Source organism: Marinobacter shunpengi (assembly GCF_045449695.1).
Lineage (GTDB): Bacteria > Pseudomonadota > Gammaproteobacteria > Pseudomonadales > Oleiphilaceae > Marinobacter.
Window position 1 is genome coordinate 147,646 of the sequence record NZ_JBJJKZ010000002.1, and the last position, 16,991, is coordinate 164,636.

The 16,991-nt window shown below is 62.0% G+C and carries 14 protein-coding genes and 1 riboswitch; of the genes, 8 read left to right on the forward strand and 6 right to left on the reverse strand.

The window, feature by feature from the left end; translation table 11 throughout:
• The first annotated feature begins 8 nt into the window (after window positions 1–8).
• The 4 genes from ACJO2E_RS01095 to ACJO2E_RS01110 are packed head-to-tail and all read left to right on the forward strand — an operon-like array spanning window position 9 to window position 5,197.
• On the forward strand, window positions 9–680 hold the full coding sequence (locus tag ACJO2E_RS01095; protein WP_406961045.1) for an HAD family hydrolase: 672 nt from the start codon (window positions 9–11) through the stop codon (window positions 678–680).
• A 17-nt stretch (window positions 681–697) separates the two neighbouring features.
• Window positions 698–3,778 carry a PEP/pyruvate-binding domain-containing protein gene (locus ACJO2E_RS01100; RefSeq protein ID WP_406961047.1) on the forward strand — a complete coding sequence of 1,027 codons (3,081 nt, stop codon included), beginning with the start codon at window positions 698–700 and terminating at the stop codon, window positions 3,776–3,778.
• Between the two features lies 1 nt (window position 3,779).
• Complete coding sequence (locus tag ACJO2E_RS01105) at window positions 3,780–4,424, forward strand: gamma-glutamyl-gamma-aminobutyrate hydrolase family protein (RefSeq protein WP_406961049.1); 645 nt, start codon at window positions 3,780–3,782, stop codon at window positions 4,422–4,424.
• A complete protein-coding gene (locus ACJO2E_RS01110) occupies window positions 4,412–5,197 on the forward strand; it encodes a phosphocholine cytidylyltransferase family protein (RefSeq protein ID WP_406961051.1) in 786 nt (261 codons plus the stop codon). The genes ACJO2E_RS01105 and ACJO2E_RS01110 overlap by 13 nt, the downstream gene beginning before the upstream one ends.
• Window positions 5,198–5,259: 62 nt before the next feature.
• Here the strand turns inward: ACJO2E_RS01110 and ACJO2E_RS01115 are convergent, their stop codons facing one another.
• The 5 genes from ACJO2E_RS01115 to lpxL form a co-directional block, all read right to left on the reverse strand.
• Complete coding sequence (locus ACJO2E_RS01115) at window positions 5,260–6,189, reverse strand: sulfotransferase (RefSeq protein WP_406961053.1); 930 nt, start codon at window positions 6,187–6,189, stop codon at window positions 5,260–5,262.
• Window positions 6,186–7,373, reverse strand: coding sequence for a glycosyltransferase (locus ACJO2E_RS01120; protein WP_406961055.1), 1,188 nt, complete (start codon window positions 7,371–7,373; stop codon window positions 6,186–6,188). The genes ACJO2E_RS01115 and ACJO2E_RS01120 overlap by 4 nt, the downstream gene beginning before the upstream one ends.
• Window positions 7,366–8,214: a glycosyltransferase family 2 protein gene (locus ACJO2E_RS01125; RefSeq protein ID WP_406961057.1), complete on the reverse strand. Its 849-nt coding sequence runs from the start codon at window positions 8,212–8,214 to the stop codon at window positions 7,366–7,368. The genes ACJO2E_RS01120 and ACJO2E_RS01125 overlap by 8 nt, the downstream gene beginning before the upstream one ends.
• A gap of 107 nt (window positions 8,215–8,321) precedes the next feature.
• Window positions 8,322–9,233 carry a lysophospholipid acyltransferase family protein gene (locus ACJO2E_RS01130; RefSeq protein ID WP_406961059.1) on the reverse strand — a complete coding sequence of 304 codons (912 nt, stop codon included), beginning with the start codon at window positions 9,231–9,233 and terminating at the stop codon, window positions 8,322–8,324.
• A gap of 106 nt (window positions 9,234–9,339) precedes the next feature.
• Window positions 9,340–10,287 (reverse strand): LpxL/LpxP family Kdo(2)-lipid IV(A) lauroyl/palmitoleoyl acyltransferase, encoded by a 948-nt coding sequence (gene lpxL, locus ACJO2E_RS01135; RefSeq protein ID WP_406961061.1) that lies wholly within the window; start codon window positions 10,285–10,287, stop codon window positions 9,340–9,342.
• A 132-nt stretch (window positions 10,288–10,419) separates the two neighbouring features.
• On the opposite strand from lpxL, the gene waaA reads away from it, so the two are divergent.
• The gene (gene waaA, locus ACJO2E_RS01140) at window positions 10,420–11,685 is read left to right on the forward strand and encodes a lipid IV(A) 3-deoxy-D-manno-octulosonic acid transferase (protein ID WP_406961063.1); all 1,266 of its coding nucleotides are present in this window, start codon (window positions 10,420–10,422) and stop codon (window positions 11,683–11,685) included.
• A 42-nt stretch (window positions 11,686–11,727) separates the two neighbouring features.
• Here the strand turns inward: waaA and ACJO2E_RS01145 are convergent, their stop codons facing one another.
• Window positions 11,728–13,110 carry a TolC family outer membrane protein gene (locus ACJO2E_RS01145; protein WP_406961065.1) on the reverse strand — a complete coding sequence of 461 codons (1,383 nt, stop codon included), beginning with the start codon at window positions 13,108–13,110 and terminating at the stop codon, window positions 11,728–11,730.
• A gap of 233 nt (window positions 13,111–13,343) precedes the next feature.
• Window positions 13,344–13,458, forward strand: a riboswitch (TPP riboswitch).
• Between the two features lie 105 nt (window positions 13,459–13,563).
• Between ACJO2E_RS01145 and thiC the strand changes: the two genes are divergently transcribed.
• From thiC to ACJO2E_RS01160, 3 genes are all read left to right on the forward strand, one after another.
• Window positions 13,564–15,441, forward strand: a complete 1,878-nt coding sequence (thiC, locus tag ACJO2E_RS01150; protein ID WP_406961067.1) for a phosphomethylpyrimidine synthase ThiC — start codon at window positions 13,564–13,566, stop codon at window positions 15,439–15,441.
• A 426-nt stretch (window positions 15,442–15,867) separates the two neighbouring features.
• The gene (locus tag ACJO2E_RS01155) at window positions 15,868–16,503 is read left to right on the forward strand and encodes an NUDIX domain-containing protein (protein ID WP_406961069.1); all 636 of its coding nucleotides are present in this window, start codon (window positions 15,868–15,870) and stop codon (window positions 16,501–16,503) included.
• The gene (locus ACJO2E_RS01160) at window positions 16,500–16,988 is read left to right on the forward strand and encodes a DUF1249 domain-containing protein (RefSeq protein ID WP_328190406.1); all 489 of its coding nucleotides are present in this window, start codon (window positions 16,500–16,502) and stop codon (window positions 16,986–16,988) included. Before ACJO2E_RS01155 ends, ACJO2E_RS01160 begins: the two co-directional genes overlap by 4 nt.
• Window positions 16,989–16,991: the final 3 nt, after the last annotated feature.

Consider the following 16,991-nt stretch of genomic DNA (forward strand, 5'->3'; position numbering starts at 1 on the left):
GAAAATCAATGGCTGATCTGGCCCGCTACAGGACCTGGATCTTCGACTGCGACGGGGTGTTGCTGGATTCCAACCGGGTCAAGACGGAAGCCTTCTACCGGGCGGCGGAGCCCTATGGTCGTGACCATGCCGAGGCACTGGTGGACTACCATGTTCGCAATGGGGGTATTTCCCGGTATGTGAAGTTCAGTACCTTCCTGTCCGATATTGTCGGACGGTCCCGGGTCGACACGGATGAGTTGCAGCAGTTGCTGGACCGCTACGCCGGTCTGGTCGGCGAGGGGCTGCGCCAATGTGCCGTGGCGGATGGGTTGATGGCCCTGCGCCGGTTGACCGGGAGCGCGCGCTGGCTGGTGGTATCCGGTGGCGACCAGGAGGAACTGCGCAGCGTCTTCGCCGACCGGGGGCTGGCGGAACTGTTCGATGGCGGCATTTTCGGCAGTCCGGACACCAAGGACGAAATACTGGCCCGGGAACGGGAAACCGGTGGCATCCTGCAGCCGGCGGTGTTCATTGGAGACAGTCGCTATGATATCGAGGCTGCCACACGGGCCGGGCTGGATTTCATTTTTGCCTCCCGCTGGAGCGAATCGGACCACGATTTCAGCGGATCCACATTGACCGTTGAAGGCATCGATACACTCGTCGAATACCTTGGCCAGTCGCCTCGACCACATTGAAACTCAGGGGACGGACGTTGAATCCCAGTAAAGTAAAACACAGCGTACGGTTCATCATATTGGGCGCTGGCAAGCCTTTCCAGGGCGAGCAGCACAGTGTGTTGCGGGGCGCGACGGGGCGAAGCCGTGTGCTGGACTGGCTGTTGAATGCGATGGCCGAGTTTTCCCCGGAGGTGCACTTCGTCGGCGGCTACCAACTGGACGAAGTGGCGGAGTGCTACCCGGACCTGCACTACTCGGTGAATCCCAACTGGGCGTCCACCGGCGCCGCCGCCTCGCTTCTGGAAGCGCCCCTGAACGATCGGGATGTCCATTTCGTATCGTTTGCCGATGTCCTTTACCGTGCTTCGGCAGTCCGTGCCCTGGACAGCGTGGAGTCCGATGTCGCCCTTCTGGTGGACAGCCATTGGCGGTCACGCTTCGAGGGCCGCTCGGCTGCGGATCTGGATCGCTGCGAGAAGGTCAACCTGCATGGCCCGCGCGTGACCCGCCTGGGCCGCGACCTGTTGCCGGAAATGGCGGACGCGGAATTCGTGGGCCTGATGCGACTGTCCCCCCGGGTGGCAGGGTATATCGACCAGAACCGTGAGGTTTTCCCGGCTCCGGTCCGGCAGGGCAGCCTGTCACAATTCGTGGAGCTGCTGCGGATGCGGGGGTTCTCGGTGGAAGCCGCCGATGTGGCCGGTGACTGGGCGGAGCTAAACGAACCGGATGACCTGAGCCGGTTTGTCCTGGGAACCAAGGCCCAGACCCTGCATCGGCTGCAGGGTATGCTGAACCGCAGCCGCATCGAGGACCAGGTCAGCTTCACCGTTGCGGAATGGGAACGGACCCGTGTTGGGATCCTGTCCGATATCCACCAGCGACTGGCTGACGATGACACTCTGGTGGTTCGCAGCAGCGCCCTGTCGGAGGACGGCTTCGGGGTGTCCAATGCTGGCGCTTATACCAGTGTCCTCAATGTGGACCGCCATGATGCCGATGCACTGAGCGGCGCCATTGCTGAGGTCATTGCGTCCTATCCCGACGGCCACCCGGACAACCAGGTGCTGGTTCAGCCCATGCTGCGGGACGTGACGGCCAGTGGTGTCGCCTTCACCCGGGTGCTGGCCACGGGTGCGCCTTACTACGTGATCAACTACGACGATACCACCGCCAGTACTGAGTCCATCACCAGCGGCGCCAGCCGGGAACACAAGACCCTGTTCCTGCACCGGGACGCGCCGGACGGCCATCCGGCCATACCGGACAACCTGGTGGGCCTTTTGCCGGCGCTACGGGAGGTGGAGGCACTACTGGATTTCGATTCCCTCGATGTGGAATTCGCCATGACCCAGTACGGGGGCATCCACATCCTGCAGGTACGTCCGATCGCGGTTCAGCACGAACTGGATTCCAGCGATGCGGCCAGGGCCGCCATAGACCAGGCGGTGGCCCGTTTTCAGCAGTTGTCGACTCCTGGTCCCTTTGTGGTGGGTGAGAGCCCCATGTTCGGAATCATGCCGGACTGGAATCCGGCCGAGATTATCGGCACCCGGCCCGGGCGGCTGGCCGCCAGCCTGTACCGGTTCCTGATCCTGGACGATGTCTGGGCCAGGCAGCGGGCGGAATATGGCTACCGGGATGTCCGGCCCCAGCCACTGCTGACGCTGTTTGCGGGGCACCCCTATATCGATATCCGGGCCAGCTTCAACTCCTTTGTTCCGGCGTCCCTGGATGACGGTCTTGCCGCCCGTCTGGTCACCTTCTACCTGGAGTGGCTGGCCCAGCGCCCCCAACTGCATGACAAGGTGGAGTTCGATGTGGTGCCCACCTGCTATGCCCTGGATTTTGACCACTGGCGGCGCCGACTGGAGAAGCATGGTGGGTTCGAGGCGGATGAACTGTCGGCATTGGCCGAGGGGCTCAAGGATATTACCCGGGGTGCATTCCAGCGTACCCCTGCTGACCTGGCGGCTGTCGATACGCTGCAGGAACGGTTCTCGGTGATCAGCAGCCGACCGCTCACGGACCTGGACATGGCGGCGGCCCTGCTGGAGGATTGCCGTCGGGTCGGGACGCTGACCTTCGCCCACCTGGCCCGCAGTGGCTTTGTCGCGATAACCCTGCTGCGCTCCGCAGTAACCATGGGAATACTGTCGCAGGCGGCCGTCGATGATTTCCTGAACACCATCCGGACAGTCTCCCACCGGTTTACCGAAGACGCCGCGAGAGTGGCCCGTGGCGAGATGCCGTTCGAGCAGTTGGTGTCAGGTTATGGCCATTTGCGTCCGGGCACCTACGATATTACCTCTGCCAGCTACGCGGACGATCCGGAGCGCTATCTGCGGCCCGTGGTTGATCGTGCCCAGACCTCACAGACGATTCACTCCGGAGACTCAGGCGCCTGGGCGGCGGAGCGGCAGGATTTCTTCGGGGCCCTGGCGGAGGCCGGCCTGCCTTCCGATCCGGACGAGGTGGAGACCTTCCTGCACGGGGCGATCGAGGGCCGGGAACTGGCCAAGTTCGAGTTCACCCGCTACCTGTCCCGGGCATTGGACTGCATTGCCGGTTTTGCCGGGACCCATAGCCTCTCAAGGGATGACATAGCGCAGGTGCCGCTTGAGGACCTGCTTGCCTGTCGTGCCGGTGACCCCGGCGTGGCTGACCCCCAGCGGTGGTTGCGGCAGCGCGCGCAGGAAGGTTCTGAAGCGGCCCGAACCACGGCGCTGATCGAACTGCCCCCGCTGGTCAGGACCCGTGATGATTTTTGCGGGTTCCTGTATGCGGACACTCACGCCAACTTCATCGGCAGTCAGCGGGTGCTCGCGGAGTGCGTCGATCTGCGCCAACTGACCGGCGATGATCGCGCCGTCGATCTGAGCGGCCGTATTGCGCTGATACCCCAGGCGGATCCCGGCTATGACTGGCTGTTCGGTCACGATATCGCGGGCCTGGTCACCATGTACGGTGGCGCCAATTCCCACATGGCGATCCGCGCCGCCGAATTTGGCCTGCCCGCCGCCATCGGCATCGGGGAAGCCCGCTACCTGGGCCTGGCGGGGGCCTCCGTGCTGGAACTGGATCCATCCAACCGTCGCCTGGAGGTGGTTCGCTGACATGCGTATTGGTATCACCCAGCGGGTGGAAGTGGTGGAGTCCTATGGTGAACGCCGGGATTGCCTGGACCAGCAATGGGGCCTGTTCCTGGAAGGTCTGGGGCTGACGGCGGTGCCGGTTCCCAATAGACTGGCGCGACCTGCCGCCTGGATGGACGCATTGGGCATAGAAGGCCTGTTGCTGACCGGGGGCAATGATTTGTCCTCGTTACCGGGAGCTGGCAAGCCAGCACCGGAGCGTGATCACACGGAAGCGTCGTTGCTTTCCGTGGCCAAGGAACGGAAGATGCCGGTGCTGGGGGTCTGCCGGGGAATGCAGATGATCAACCACTGGCTGGGCGGGCAACTGGACCCCGTGGAGGGCCATACAGCGGTGAGGCATGGCCTGAAACTCTTGCCCGGTGCGGTCGATTTTATCGACTTCCGGGAGGTGAACAGTTTCCATGACTGGGCTATTCACCCGGATGGTCTGGCCAGTGGGCTGACGGCCCGGTGCCAGGCCCCGGATGGCACGATAGAGGCCTGTACCCATGACACCCTGCCATGGGTTGGTATCATGTGGCACCCGGAGCGGGAAACGCCATTCACCGGCCCGGACCAGCAACTATTCCTGCAAGTATTCAGAGAGCCTTTATGCAGACACTGATCCTGGCGGCGGGGCAGGGCACCCGTCTACGCCCCTATACCAACGACCGGCCCAAGTGCATGGTGCCCCTGTCCGGCAAACCGTTGCTTCATCACCAGATGGCCGCCATGGCCGCCTGTGGTGTTCGCGAGAACATTACCGTGATCGGCGGTTACCGTGCTGACGACCTGGACACCTTGCAGGCTGGACTGGTACTCAACCCCCGTTACGATGCCACCAACATGGTGCTCACCCTGTTCTGCGCCCGCGACCGGATGATTGATGGCGAGGACCTGCTGATCAGCTATGGGGATATCGTCTACGAACCCCGCGTGCTGCAGGCCGTCCTCGACTGTGATGCACCGGTCTGCCTGGCCGCTGACCGTGAATGGAAACGGCTCTGGCAATTGCGCATGGATGAGCCCCTGGATGATGCGGAAACCTTCCGTATGGAGGAGCAGGGCTATGTCACGGAGCTGGGGCGCAAACCTGGCAGCTATGATGAGGTCCAGGCCCAGTACATGGGGCTGATCAGGATCCGGGGCGATCATGTGGCGCGGTTCAAGGCGTTCTTCGACGAACTGGACCGGTCTGCCATCTATGACGGCAAGGACTTCGACAACATGTACATGACAAGCCTGATCCAGGGTATGATCGATGCCGGCTGGCCGGTGAAGGCCTGCCTGGTGGATAACGGCTGGCTGGAAGTGGACACGGCGGATGAACTGGAGGCCTATGAAGCCATGGCAACCTCCGGAGACCTGGATGCCTACTGCCGGCTGAAGAAATCCTGATCCGGCCGTGATGCCCCTCGTGTCCCGCGGCAGGTCAACGAATCAACCAAACGGGACACCAGCTATTCCTGGAGGTTTGCCCGCAGTTCCCGCAGGCGGTCCACCATGGGGCGGTAACCGGCCAGGGTCCGCTGGATGGCGTCCGTCTGGCCGATACCGATATTGCGGGCCGATTCGTGGGGTTTGAAGGGAGCTCCCTGCACCTGTTCCGGCTCCATGCCCAGGAACCGGCACACCCGGGCGGCCTGGCGGTCGTGATCCTCCACGAAGGCCTCGAAGCTTACGTTCAGCAGTCGCCCTTCCGGCAGCAGCCGTTGTAACTCCGCCAGGGCTTCGAGCTTGTTGGCAATGCCCTTGAGGACATAGGCCACATCGTCGGTTTCGCTGTCGTCAAAGGCCGGGTCGGATTTCCGCTTGCCGATCTTGCCCTGCCGAACCACCTCTGCAAACTGGTCTTCCGGGTCCCGGTGAACCACCACCAGTCGGTAGGGTTCGAACACCCCTGGCCAGGTGTGCTCATGCTTGCCCACCCAGATGGGCTGGTTCCAGACGACGGCCCTGCGGTCTCCGGCGATTGTCTGGCCCACGGCCTGCAGCCACTGGTTCCAGGCAGTGACATCACCTGGCTGACCGGAGCGGGCCAGGTGTTGGCGGTACTCTTTCAGGTACGTCAGCTTCAGTCGCTGATGGAATACCTGGTCCTTCAGGGACAGGCTGGCGGGATTGTGGTTGCCCCGCTGTTTCCACCAGGCTGCCGGCAACTTGCCGAGGGCCGTCTCCAGCCAGGTGCGGCGGGCCAGCTTCCGGGCCTGGGCCACGGTGTCCGATTCCAGCATGGTGCCAAGCCGCCCCTGACGCTTGAAGTCGGTGAACTCGCCCTTGGGCACATGGCACTCGGGGTGCCCTTTCAGGTAATCCACCACGGCACCAGACCCGGACCAGTAGATGCCGGCCACAAGGACGTTCAGGGGGGTAGGCGCGGGTCTGTTCATAGGCTTGCTGCTTCAGGTTCTGACAGGAAAGCGTCGGTCACCACATCGCTGCGGAACGGTGCCAGCCATTTGTCCTGTACGGTGATCGGCAGTCGGGCCACCGTGGATTCCAGGCCCGCTGCCAGGCCGTCCACGGTAGCGGGCGTCAGGAACTGCTCCAGCTCGCCCCGGAACACAAAACGGACTCCGCCCCGACTGTCCGTGGAAAGAATCGGCGTGCCACAGGCCAGGGCCTCGGTGAGTACGATGCCCAGCCCCTCATACTCGGAGGCAAGTACGAACAGGTCGGCCCGCTTCATCCAGGGATAGGGATTGGCTCGTTTGCCGGCGAAGAGCACGCGATCGGCCACACCCAGACTGCGGGCTTTCTGTTCAAGTTCCTGGCGCAATGGCCCCTCACCGACAATGACCAGTTTGTGTGGGATATGGGTCCTGGCGAAGGCTTCCAGCAGCAGCGCCTGCCCCTTCTGGGGAACCAGCCGGGCAACATTGACGATATAGGGTGCGTCTGGAATATCAGGGTCCGTCTGCTCGGCCTGGGTTCGGATTTGTTCTACCGGGCAGGGGTTGGTGATGACGCGAAGGCTTCTGGGCGTGATAGAGCCTTTTGAGAAGGCTTCCCGGGCGGAATCCTCAACGCCGGAGGATACGCACACCAGGTGCCGGCCCTGGAACACCAGCTGCCATTCCCACTTCTTTTGCCACAGGGGACGGTCATAGTGGATAACGTTCTCCAGCACGTAGGTGCAGCGGTCATCCCGGAACGACCAGAAGTACTTGAAGGTGCCCAGGCCCCGGAAAATGATCCGGTCAAACCGGCCATGCTGTTGTTCGAGTTTGTGGATATGGCGTTTCAGCAACCAGCCCTGAAGCCATCCCACCCACATGAAATGGGAGCGGGGCAGGACCACGCCAAGAAACAGTCGTGAGAGTAGAAAGACCGGAATGCCGACCACCGACTTCATCAGTTGCTGGAACTGGTCCCAGTGGTGCAGGGTCACCCGGTTGTCGGCCGGTTTCAGGTCATTGGGACGGTTGCGGCAGGTCAGCAGGTGGCTGTCATGGCCCTCGCCGGCAAAGGCATCCGCCAGGTTGACGGCAACCCGCTCCATGCCCCCCATCTTCAGGCTGTGGATGATAACCAGGGTTCGCATCGGGCGAGCGGACGTCTGATGATCAGGCATCGGGGCGCGACTTCTCGATACCGTTTTCCGCCCAGAAGGTGCGATGCTCCTTCACGGCCTTGCGGATGGCCCGGTTTTTCTCCCAGATCTCCGGCCTGGAGTAGCCCCGGGCGTGATCCAGGTGCAGGCACACGGTGCTGTAGCGGATCTGCTTTGACTTGTGGCCGTAGTTCCACAAGCGCTCACCCAGCTCCCGGTCCAGTCCACCGTACTGCATGTCCTCGTTAAAACCATTGACGGCCATCAGGTCCCGGGTCCAGGTGGAGCTGTTCATGCCATTCCAGCTCGCGGCGGCGGGCGTGACGGCATTGAGCAGTTTCCTGAATCCCTGTGACGGGGAGAGCTTCCACAGCTTATGGTTTCTGGGCTGGCCGTTGGCCACCAGCCATTGCGGGTTGAAGATGACCGCCGAGCGGATATCCTCTTCGCTGATCTTCTCCGATACCGGCATGGTGAGCTTGATGTATCCACCGGACAGGAAGTAACCGGGTTGTGCCAGGCGCCTGTGGGTTGCGATAAAGCCCGGCTCGGGGATGCAGTCACCGTCCGTGAAGATCAGGTAGTCACAGTCGGTCTCCCGGATCGCCTTGTTCAGTATCTGGCACTTGCGAAACCCCTGGTCCTCATGCCACACATGGTCGATGGTGAGGGTGCCACGATCGCGGAACCGGTCGATCAGCGCCCGGGTGTCCCCGGTGGAGCCGTCGTCCGCGACAATCACCCGGAAATCCGGGTCAGCCTGGTTCTCGTAGCCGATCAGCACCTTCTCCAGCCAGGCCGGGGAATTGTAGGTGGTGATGACGACACCGATGGACTGGGGCGTAATGTCGGTAGCTGGCATATCAGTCGCTGTCATGGAAACCGGATGCGTTCAGTGGTCGGAAACAGTGACACAGTATACACACGGGCGCTCGCCCATGCCTGTCCGGAAAAATGCGGAGCAGGACGCTATTTGCATCGCTTGGCGGGGTTGTAAGGATTGATTTCCCCGGGCGTGCGGTGGCGAAAACGTTTGTACTCCCATTGGTACTGCTCGGGGATTTCCCGCACGCATTTCTCCACGGACAGGTTCAGGGCCGAGACTGCTTCCACCGGGTCCCTGCTGTCGATTCCCTGCTCGGTTGGGCGGATGATGATGCGGAAGCCTTCACCGTCCTTCAGGCGCTCGGCAAAGGTGGTAAAGGCGGCGGCGCCGGACTTGGCGATCATCTTGGAGGCCAGGGTCATGGTGCGCACATCGATGCCGAAGAAGGGGCCATAGGCGTAACCGCTGTTCTTGTGGGGGCTCTGGTCTGGCAGGATGCCGGCAATGCCGCCGCCCTTGAGGATGCCCACCATGCGGGCCAGCCCCCTCCGGTCGCCTCGTACCAGTACCGATCCCGCACGTTCGCGGACGCGGATCATATAGTCCTCGAAGTCGGGCAGGTGGGGCGGGCTGTACAGGGCGGCCATGTGGTAGCGGGTGGAGAAGTAGATGCCCGCCAGTTCCCAGTTGCCCAGATGGGGCGCCAGCAGGACCACGCCCTTGCCGTTCTCCAGGGCCTGGTCCACCAACTCCAGGCCTTCCACGTCCCGGATCAGGGCCATGCATTTTTCCACCGGCCATTCCCACATCAGGGGGATTTCCAGGTAGGTCTGCCCGGTGTGGCGCAGGCTGGAGCGGATCAGCCGGTGACGCTGTTCTGCAGACAGTTCGGGGAAGCACAGGTCGATATTGGCGGTGGTTACTTTTTTTGAACGGGACGGGAACCACCAGCTCACTGTGCCGATGACACGGCCAATGCGCTGGGCCATGCGTAGCGAGAGTTTGCCGGCCTGGCGCAGGGCAAACACGGCGAGTGAGGTTCTGGTAATCGCCATAGTCGTAGGGTAGATCCTTGGGCGGAAACGGCTGAAGGGAAGCTACCACCAATGCCCGGGGGCGGCAAGTAGGGGCTACGGTACCGTTCCGCCGCCTGCGCTAGTGTCACGACTTGCCGTAGAAATCCGGATCGTCTCGGTTGGGCCGGGTCTTGAAGCGGCGGTGCATCCACAGGTACTGGTCCGGCTGGCGGCGGATTTCCCGTTCGATGGTGGCGTTCACGCGGGTCGCATCAGCCAGCTCGTCGCCAGAGGGGAAGTCCTCCAGCGCCGGGTGGAAGTAGATGTCATAGCCGGGACCATCCTCCCGGCGGAAGTGACTGAACGGCATCACCGCACAGCCGCTCCGTTCGGCGATGCGGGACGTGGCGGTGATGGTGCCGGTGGGGATATCGAAGAAAGGTGCAAAGACGATCCCCTTGCGCCCATAGTCCTGGTCCGTGGCGTACCAGACCGCGCGGTTCTGCTTGAGCCGTTTCAGCAGCCCACGCAGGTCCTTGGAATCGAGTACGGTTCCGTAGCGTTTCGCCCTGGCCCGGGTCATGACGGCGTTCATCAGGGGGTTGTTATGGTCCCGTTGCATGACATCGGCATCCATGACCTCCGTGGCCAGGCTGCCGCCCATTTCCAGGGTGCTGTAGTGTCCACCGACCAGCAGGACGCCCTTGCCGCCCTCCCGGGCGCGGTCCAGGTGTTCAAGGCCGTGGACACGGGTAATGTCCTTGAGGTCGGCCATGTCCCGGAACCAGCCCAGCCCGATCTCCATCATGCCGATACCATTGGCCTGGAACGACTTGCGAACGAGGGCCTGTTGCTCCTGTTCGGAAAGCTCCGGGAAGCATCGCCGGATATTGACCTCGGTGATATGGCGGCGTTTGGGAATGAAACGCCAGGCCAGATTCCCCAGGAGCCTGCCCACACTCCATTGCCAACGGATTGGCAGCCGCGACATCAGCCACATCATCGCGATGCCGATCCAGGTGGGCCACCAGCGGGGGTGCCAATAGTGGCTGTAGTTGAGGTCCCTTTCCTGCTTACGGTGTTTGCGTTTCACGATGGTTGGACTACCTGTCGGCCAATGTCGGAGGTTGAAGACCGGCAGTTTATCAGGGCGGCTTTGGTGCTGTCAGTGGCACTCATGGCATGATTGGTTAGAATGGCCGTCCCACTTGACCACGGAGCCCCCATGCTGCACGTCGTCTACTCCCTGTGCTATCGGTTGCTGCTACCTTTTGCCATGGTTTACCTGTGGTGGCAGACCCGCCGCAATGGGGGCAGTAACAAAGGGTGGCAGCAGCGGCTGGGTCACGTGGCGCCCACGGAACAGCCGGTGATCTGGGTGCATGCGGTTTCCGTGGGTGAAACCATTGCCTCGGCGCCTCTGGTCAAGGCGATTCTGGATCGCCGCCCGGATGTGCCGGTGCTGGTAACCGCCATGACTGCGACCGGCGCTGCCCAGGCCCGGTCCCTGTTTGGTGACCGGGCGCTCTATGCCTATGCCCCGTTTGATACCCCTGGTGCCGTACGCCGCTTTGTCCGCCGGGTCAGGCCCCGGGCCCTGGTGATCATGGAAACCGAACTCTGGCCCAACCTTATCGTGGAGACCAGTCGTCATCAGTGTCCGGTGTTCCTGATCAATGCCCGCTTGTCGGAACGTTCCGCCCGCGGCTACCAGCGTATCGGTGGTTGGGTCAGATCCCTTCTTGAGCGCCTCGACTGGATCGCGGCCCAGGCCGAGGACGATGCCGCGCGGTTTGTGGACATTGGTGCCCGACCGGATTCTGTATCTGTCACCGGTAGTATCAAGTTTGATGTAAACATCACCGACCAGGTGCGGGCGCGCGCCAATGACCTGAGACAAGGTATTGGCGCGCGACCGGTATGGATTGCCGCCAGTACCCACGAGGGGGAGGATGAGCAGCTCCTCGACGCCCATGCCCGGATTCTGGAAAAGCTCCCGGATACCCTGCTGGTACTGGTGCCCCGGCACCCGGACCGTTTCGATTCGGTGGCGGCACTGACCGACAGTCGTGGTTTCTCACAGGTACGGCGGTCGTCGGGGGGGGCGGTCGGAGAGGCGCAGGTCTACCTGGGCGATACCATGGGTGAACTGATGGTGCTGTACGGGGCGGCGGATGTGGCCTTCGTGGGCGGCTCGCTGATCGAGCGGGGCGGGCACAATCCGCTGGAGCCGGCGGCCTGGGGCATGCCGGTGGTCACCGGCCCCCATGTGTTCAACTTCGAGACGGTCTATCGTCAGTTGGAGGCCGGCCAGGGACTGGTCCGGATACAGGGCGAGGCGGATCTCGCCGGACAGGTGGGTGAGCTGCTGGCCGACGGAGAACGTGCCGCAACCCTGGGGAAGGCAGCCCTGGACGTGGTGAACGCCAACCGAGGCGCCCTGGACCGGGTGGTCGGGGGCATCCTCGATCGGCTCGACAAAACTGCCTGAAGCGCTTGCGCGCCTTTCCACCGCGCACGCCAGAACCCGTCTTTACTGGGTAGGATCGTCCAGGGTTTCGTCCTCGGTGGCCAGTGCCTCAATGCCCGGGGCCGTCTCGCTGAGCCATTTGTTCAGCTCAATGATGTCCTGGGGGCTGAGGGTGCCCGCCGCCTGTTTCAGGCGCAGAGAGTTGACCACGTAGTCGTAACGGGCATTGGCGTAATCCCTGAGCGCTACATAGTAGGCCTGTTCCGCGTCCAGCACTTCCACGATATTCCGGGTGCCAACATCATAGCCGGCCAGAGTAGCGTCCAGTGCGCTGCGGCGTGAGACAATGGTCTGCTTCAGGGCGGAGGCCGTTTCGATATTGGTGTTGATCGTGCGGTAGAGGCTGCGGGTGTTGACCCGTACGTCCCGGCGGGTGGTCGCCAGATTGTTGTCCCGCACATCCACGGCGGCACGCTGTTGACGGACTCCGGCCTGGATGCCGCCACCGGCGTAAAGGGGCACATTGAGGCTCAGGCCGATAACGCCTTCGGTGGTGGTGCCGTCCTGCTGGCCACCCGGGGTTGGCGTGCTCAGTTCCACGTTGTCCAGCCGTTGCCGGCCCAGGGAGGCGGTCAGCTCCACGGTTGGGTAGTGGCCGGCCTTGGCCTCGTCGAGGTTGGCCTTACTGGCCTGGAGCTCCCGGATGGCGGTCTGGATCTGCCAGTTCTGTTCCAGGGCCGTGGTCTCCCACTTCTGCGGGTCCGCCGGAGTGGGCTGCATCAGCGGGAATTCCTGTTCCAGGTTCTCGATGTCTTCAGCGTACTCGCCGGTCAGGCGTGAGAGCCGCTCCCGGGCGATATCCAGGTCGTTCTCGGCGGCAATGCGGCGACTGGTGGCGTCGTCGAAGCTGGCACGGGATTCGTAGACATCGGTGATGGCAATCAGGCCTACATCAAAGCGCTCCTGGGCCTGTTCATACTGACGCTCGATAGCGTTCTCGGCGGCTTCCGTGGCGGTGAGGGTGTCGGCCGCGCGGAGTACGTTAAAGTAGGCCTCGGCCACATCCAGTATCAGTTGCTGTTGGGCCAGGTTGTACTCGGCCCGTGCGGCCTCGGTCTGGAACTTGGCGGCGTCGTAGGCGAACCAGGCGTCGGCCTGGAACAGCGGCTGGGACAGCTGGACCCCGTAGCTGAAGCTTTTGTAGGAGTTGTCCTGGCTGGGGCCGTCGATGTCATAGTGGTTGGCGTTTCCGTAGGCGCCGATCTGTGGCAGCAGCGCGCTGCGAGTCACATCCGAGCCGGCCTCCTGGGCTTCCAGGGAGGCTTCCGCGGCGGCGATGCCGGAGTCGTAGGAGAGGGCCTTTTCGTAGCTCTCCACCAGATCAAGGCCAAGTGCGGCCCGGGCCGTGAAAAGACCGATCAGGCCGCATAGCAGTTGCTTTTTCATGTGTTCTCCCAAAGTGTCGCCCCCTCTGCCCTGACGGGGCCGGCGATTCATGTGACTGTAACTTCTTCAGTTACCAAGCTTATTAATAACAGCGGTGGTTCATTATGGACAATAAATCAACGGATCTCTAGACTTGGTCCGTGCACTGTTTTTCAGGTGTGCCATTAGAGGTCTGACAGGTTGCCCGGTTGTTCGATATCCGACGTCCGTATAATCCTGCAGGCCCACAGAATCGCGTCTTGACGGGGTGCTGGTTCAGCAAACAATGCTGACCGGCTGAGATTGCAGCGCAGAACCCGCTAACCTGATCCGGCTAGAACCGGCGTAGGGATCCAGGACAGCTCTGAACAGCCATTGCCCGAGTCTCCATTGCTCAGGTTCATGGTGGCTGTTGTGCAGCACCAGCGTCATACGCGGCCCGTGTCACAGGATGAACAAATAAGGGTCCGCATCATGTCAAACGTTCCAACCTTTCTCAGTGAATCCGCCCGTGTTGACGGGGCGGCCATCCAGCCATTGCCTGCGTCCCGCAAGGTCTACGTCCAGGGCTCCCGCCCGGACCTCAGAGTACCCATGCGGGAAGTCAAGCTAACCGATACCCCGACCGATATGGGGGGCGAGAAGAATCCACCGGTAGTGCTTTATGACACCTCCGGCCCCTATACGGACCCGGAGGCGCGGATTGACCTGCGCAAAGGCCTTCAGCCGCTCCGAGCCGGCTGGATTGCCGAGCGTGGCGATACCGAGCAACTGGCGGACTATTCATCGGAGTTCACCCGCCGTCGAATGAAAGATCCGCAACTGGATCCGCTCAGATTCATGGATGAGCGCAAGCCGTTGCGGGCAAAGCCGGGCCGCAATGTCTCCCAGATGCATTACGCCCGTCAGGGGATCATCACCCCGGAAATGGAATATATCGCGATCCGGGAGAACATGAAGTTACAGGAGGCCCGGGAAAATGGCCTGGCGGACCAGCAGCATCCGGGGCAATCCTTCGGCGCCAACCTGCCTCCGGAGATCACGCCGGAATTCGTTCGGGAGGAAGTGGCTAAAGGCCGGGCGATCATCCCCGCCAATATCAACCACCCGGAAACCGAGCCGATGATCATCGGTCGCAACTTCCTGGTGAAGATCAACGGAAATATCGGCAACTCCGCCGTCAGTTCGTCCATCGAAGAGGAGGTGGAAAAGCTGACCTGGGGCATCCGCTGGGGTTCCGACACCGTCATGGACCTGTCCACCGGCAAGAACATCCACGAGACCCGGGAATGGATCATCCGCAACTCGCCGGTCCCCATCGGCACCGTGCCCATCTATCAGGCCCTGGAGAAGGTGGGCGGTGTCGCCGAGGACCTGACCTGGGAGATCTTCCGGGACACGCTGATTGAACAGGCGGAGCAGGGGGTGGATTACTTCACTATCCATGCCGGTGTGCGGCTCCACCATGTGCCCCTGACCGCCAGCCGGACCACCGGTATCGTGTCCCGCGGCGGTTCGATCATGGCCAAGTGGTGCCTGGCCCATCACCGGGAGAGCTTCCTGTACGAGCACTTCGAGGATATCTGCGAGATCATGAAGGCTTACGATGTGTCCTTCAGTCTCGGGGACGGCCTGCGTCCGGGCTCCATCGCCGACGCCAATGATGCGGCCCAGTTCGGCGAGCTGGAAACCCTGGGCGAGCTGACGAAGATCGCCTGGAAGCATGATGTCCAGTGCATGATCGAAGGTCCGGGCCATGTGCCCATGCACCTGATCAAGGAGAATATGGACAAACAGCTTGAGTGCTGCGACGAGGCGCCGTTCTATACCCTCGGACCGCTGACCACCGACATTGCCCCTGGCTACGATCACATCACCTCCGGTATCGGGGCGGCGATGATCGGCTGGTATGGCTGCGCCATGCTGTGCTACGTCACACCCAAGGAGCACCTGGGGCTGCCAAACAAGGATGACGTGAAGACGGGCATCATCACCTACAAGATCGCGGCCCATGCGGCGGACCTGGCCAAGGGCCATCCGGGCGCGCAGATCCGGGACAATGCCCTGTCCAAGGCGCGGTTCGAGTTCCGCTGGGAGGATCAGTTCAACCTGGGCCTGGATCCGGACACGGCCCGGGCGTTCCACGATGAGACTTTGCCCAAGGAGTCCGCCAAGGTGGCTCACTTCTGTTCCATGTGCGGTCCCAAGTTTTGCTCCATGCAGATTTCCCAGGAGGTTCGGGAATATGCCAGGGAGCATGGTCTCGATGATGTGGAGGCTGTGGATGCCGGCATGAAGGAGAAAGCCGAGGAGTTTGTGGCTTCCGGGGCCAAAATTTACGACCGCGTTTAGATCGTTCCCAGACTGGTTGGTTTGGTGCCTGGGCGACAGGTCGATAACACTTTTCCGGACACGCCCGGCAAGTACGTCCCTGTAGGGCTCGACGAGCGCCTTCCCTGGCGCTCGACGGTCCGGAAAAGTGTTCTCAACCTGTCTCCGTTAAGCCGCGAGTTGACGCGGGTTCTCTTGCCTCCTCCTGTTGAATCCCCGTAAGAGGTATGGAGGAAGGCAGGGTGAGGGAGTTTTTCCGGACCTTCAAAAACAGGGACGTTTTTGAAGAGCCTACAGGGATGTATTCACGGCGTGTCCGGAAAAGCTTCATCGCCCTGACTTCCTGTGCTCCCAGGTCCAAACCACCACAAACCAACTTGCAAAGCAGCGCACCATCCGGCTATCGTTCCTCATCACGCCTAACGACTCAGACAGCCCGGAAACACCATGACCGAGAAGACGCCAGAACCATTCCAGTTCAAGGCCAGCGACGTGCAGGTCCATAAGCGGGAAACCGTATTCCAGGGCTTCTTCCGCATGGACAAACTCCTGCTCAGCCACCCCCGCTTTGATGGCGGCACGATGTCGGAGTTTACCCGTGAGCTGTTCGTGCGTGGTGATGCCACCTGCGTGCTGCCCTATGACCCGGTGCGGGACGAAGTCGTGCTGCTGGAGCAGTTCCGCCTGGGTGCTATTGGCCGGGACCAGTCCCCTTGGCTGCTGGAATTGGTGGCGGGTATGAACGAAGAGGGCGAAAAGCCCGAAGAGGTCGCGCAACGGGAAGCGGAAGAAGAAGCAGGACTGTCCTTCGCCCGTCTCGAGAAAATCTGTGAATACCTGGTGTCTCCGGGGGGCACGACGGAAATGGTCTACCTGTATGCCGGCCAGGTGAGCACCGAAAACGCTGGCGGCCTGTTTGGCCTGGACCACGAGCACGAGGACATCCGTGCCCACGTCTTCAGCGCCACGGAAACCTTCGACATGATCCGTGATGGCCGGGTGAACAACGCGGCTGCCATCATGGCCATCCAGTGGTTGCAACTGAACCGTGATCGCCTGCGCAACGAATGGAGTCGTGCATGACTGTCACCACGCTTCGCCGGAACCGGTATGTGCCCGATCTACAGCGCCTGGGGGCGCTGTGCGAGGGTAATTACCAGCGCCTGCGCCGCCTGCGCAACCTGGAGACCAACGACAGTGACGTGCTCCAGTTTGACCTGCACCGGGAGTCCCATTACCTGGGGCGGGTCAGCATCTCCGTGCTCCAGCAGACCCGCTACACGGAAACCCTGCTGCTTGAGCAGGTTCATAACAGTGGCCGCTGGCTGAACAACCCGGAACTGACGGTCAGGGTTTACCACGATGCCAGCATGGCCGAGGTGATCAGTTTCTACGGTAATCGCCAGATTGCCGCCGTGAATGATTACCCCAATCGCTTTATGCACCACCCGGACGAGAAGGTCCAGCTCAACGGCTTCGTGGCGGACTGGCTGGATTACTGCCTGCGATTTGGTCATGTCACCCCTGAGCGTAGCCAATGGCGCCACTCTGACGGCGTAGAAGGCTGATAA

Excerpts from the sequence above, each read along its gene's own strand:
- thiC (WP_406961067.1), top strand. The coding sequence starts at position 13,564 with ATGTCAAACGTTCCAACCTTTCTCAGTGAATCCGCCCGTGTTGACGGG.
- ACJO2E_RS01130 (WP_406961059.1), bottom strand. The coding sequence starts at position 9,233 with ATGGCGATTACCAGAACCTCACTCGCCGTGTTTGCCCTGCGCCAGGCC.
- ACJO2E_RS01115 (WP_406961053.1), bottom strand. The coding sequence starts at position 6,189 with ATGAACAGACCCGCGCCTACCCCCCTGAACGTCCTTGTGGCCGGCATC.
- ACJO2E_RS01145 (WP_406961065.1), bottom strand. The coding sequence starts at position 13,110 with ATGAAAAAGCAACTGCTATGCGGCCTGATCGGTCTTTTCACGGCCCGG.
- waaA (WP_406961063.1), top strand. The coding sequence starts at position 10,420 with ATGCTGCACGTCGTCTACTCCCTGTGCTATCGGTTGCTGCTACCTTTT.
- ACJO2E_RS01095 (WP_406961045.1), top strand. The coding sequence starts at position 9 with ATGGCTGATCTGGCCCGCTACAGGACCTGGATCTTCGACTGCGACGGG.
- ACJO2E_RS01160 (WP_328190406.1), top strand. The coding sequence starts at position 16,500 with ATGACTGTCACCACGCTTCGCCGGAACCGGTATGTGCCCGATCTACAG.
- ACJO2E_RS01120 (WP_406961055.1), bottom strand. The coding sequence starts at position 7,373 with ATGCCTGATCATCAGACGTCCGCTCGCCCGATGCGAACCCTGGTTATC.
- ACJO2E_RS01125 (WP_406961057.1), bottom strand. The coding sequence starts at position 8,214 with ATGCCAGCTACCGACATTACGCCCCAGTCCATCGGTGTCGTCATCACC.
- ACJO2E_RS01105 (WP_406961049.1), top strand. The coding sequence starts at position 3,780 with ATGCGTATTGGTATCACCCAGCGGGTGGAAGTGGTGGAGTCCTATGGT.
- ACJO2E_RS01110 (WP_406961051.1), top strand. The coding sequence starts at position 4,412 with ATGCAGACACTGATCCTGGCGGCGGGGCAGGGCACCCGTCTACGCCCC.
- ACJO2E_RS01155 (WP_406961069.1), top strand. The coding sequence starts at position 15,868 with ATGACCGAGAAGACGCCAGAACCATTCCAGTTCAAGGCCAGCGACGTG.